Source organism: Roseateles sp. P5_E11 (assembly GCF_054049355.1).
Genome location: NZ_JBFUMO010000780.1, coordinates 1 through 2178 on the forward strand (window position 1 = coordinate 1; position 2178 = coordinate 2178).

General features: G+C 67.6%; 2 protein-coding genes and 1 pseudogene. All 3 read left to right on the forward strand.

The window, feature by feature from the left end; all coding sequences use genetic code 11:
- Nucleotides 1-1385, forward strand: a 1385-nt coding sequence (locus ACXJKR_RS30475; protein ID WP_457326027.1) for a nitrite/sulfite reductase, incomplete at its 5' end; no start/stop codon positions are given.
- A 77-nt stretch (nt 1386-1462) separates the two neighbouring features.
- Nucleotides 1463-1957 carry a DUF934 domain-containing protein gene (locus tag ACXJKR_RS30480; protein WP_457326028.1) on the forward strand — a complete coding sequence of 165 codons (495 nt, stop codon included), beginning with the start codon at nt 1463-1465 and terminating at the stop codon, nt 1955-1957.
- A pseudogene (locus ACXJKR_RS30485) lies at nt 1954-2178 on the forward strand (hypothetical protein); the annotation flags it as partial. The gene ACXJKR_RS30480 and the pseudogene ACXJKR_RS30485, both read left to right, overlap by 4 nt.

Below are 2178 nucleotides of genomic sequence, written 5' to 3' on the forward strand. Positions count from 1 at the left end.
GCGCCACGGTGATGGAGCTGCTGGCCGAGGTCGACATGCACGGCATCCAGACCAGCGGCAACTGCATCCGCAACATCACCAGCGACGCCTTCGTCGGCATCGCACCGGATGACATCGTCGATGCCCGTCCCTACTGCGAGATCCTGCGCCAGTGGAGCACCCTGCACCCCGAGTTCGCCCACCTGCCGCGCAAGTTCAAGATCGCCGTCAGCGGCGCCAAGGAAGATCGCGCGGCCATCGGCTGGCATGACATCGGCCTGCAGCTGAAGAAGAACGAGGCCGGCGAGGTCGGCTTCCAGGTCTTGGTCGGCGGCGGCATGGGCCGCACGCCGATTCCGGGCGTCGAGATCAACGCCTTCGTGCCCTGGCAGCAGATCCTCGTCTACATCGAGGCCATCGTGCGCTGCTACAACCTGGCCGGCCGGCGCGACAACCTCTACAAGGCCCGCATCAAGATCCTCGTCAAGGCCGAGGGCCAGAAGTTCTTCGACGCCGTCAACGAGGAGTACCGCCGCATCCTGGCCGACGACAACGGTGGCCACGAGCACATCATTCCCCAGGCCGAGCTGGACCGCGTGACGGCCTGCTTTGTCGACCCGGCCGGCGTCGCACCGGCCGCCGAGCCGACGCTCGACACCAGCGACCCGGCTTTCGCACGCTGGCTGGCGCGCAATGTCGACGGCCACCGCGTCGCCGGCTACCGCGCCGTCACGCTCAGCCTCAAGCGCGTCGGCATCGCCCCCGGCGACACGACCGCCGACGTGATGGACACCGCAGCAGCCCTGGCCGACCAGTTCAGCCACGGCGAGCTGCGCGTCACGCACCGCCAGAACCTCGTGCTGCCCTGGGTGAAGGCCTCGGACCTGCCCGAGCTCTTCCAGGCCGCCCGTGCCGCTGGCTTCGCCACGCCCAACGCCCGCCTGCTGACCGACCAGATCGCTTGCCCCGGCGGCGACTTCTGCGCGCTGGCCAATGCCCGCTCGCTGCCGCTGGCGGCAGAGATCGCCGAGCGTTATCAAGACCAGGACGAACTCGAGGACCTCGGCGAGATCGACCTGCACATCAGCGGCTGCATCAACAGCTGCGGCCACCACCACAGCGGCCACATCGGCATCCTCGGCGTCGACAAGGACGGCACTGAGTGGTATCAGTTGACGCTGGGCGGCAGCGACGGCACCGTGCTGTCGGGCACGACGGTGGCCGGCAAGGTCATCGGCCCGAGCTTTGCGGCCGACGAGATCGCCGACGCCATTGATGCCGTCATCGACACCTTCAAGCGCGAGCGCTTGGCTGGAGAACACTTCGTCAACGCGGTGAAGCGCCTGGGCCTCGACCCCTTCAAGACGGCGGCCAACGCCGTTCGCGTCTCGACCGCAAAAGTATGAACGCCCCCACGCTCGCTTCGCTCACTGCCCCCCAAGGGGGCGCCAGTGAGTTCGGGGCGGCCCAGCACTCACTGAGCATGAAATTCATCAACGCCACCACCTGCCAATGGAAGCACGCCATCGGCGAAGACGGCCCCAAGCCCGATCCCGATCCGGCGCCCAACCGCCTGCTCTCGCTGGAGCAATGGCATGCCGTGAAGACCCGCTGGCCTGCGAACACGCCGGTCGCCATCGAGTTCCCGAACGATGCCGACATCAACCAGCTCGCTCCCGACCTGGCCCGCATCGCCGTCGTCGTGCTCGACTTCCCGAAGTGGACCGATGGCCGCGCCTACAGCCAGGCCCACATCCTGCGCAGCCGCTACAAGTTCAAGGGCGCCATCCGTGCTCGCGGCGAAGTGCTGGTCGACATGATGCAGTTGTTGACCCGCACCGGTTTCGACGAAGCCGTCATGCGCGGCGACCAATCCCAGGCCGCCGCACAGAAGGCCTTGGACCTGTTCGCGCCGGTGGGCTTCTACCAGGGTGATGTCGGCGAGACGCGCCCCTGGTTCCTGCGGAGTGCGGCGTGAACACCGAAGTCAGCAGCCTGCCCTGGGCCGCCGCGCCTGCGGCCGGCAATGCGATTGGCCTCTACGCCAAATGGACGCCGGCGCTGGACGCCAAGATCGAGGCCGCCCTGCAGCGCTTGCGTGACGCCAGCATTGAGCATGGCGACAGCCTCGTGCAGAGCAGCAGCCTGGGCGTGGAAGACATGGTCATCACCGACCTGATCGCCCGCACCCAGCTGCCC

What these genes read in the sequence shown, in the direction of transcription:
- ACXJKR_RS30480 (WP_457326028.1), top strand. Translation starts at nt 1,463, where the DNA reads ATGAAATTCATCAACGCCACCACCTGCCAATGGAAGCACGCCATCGGC.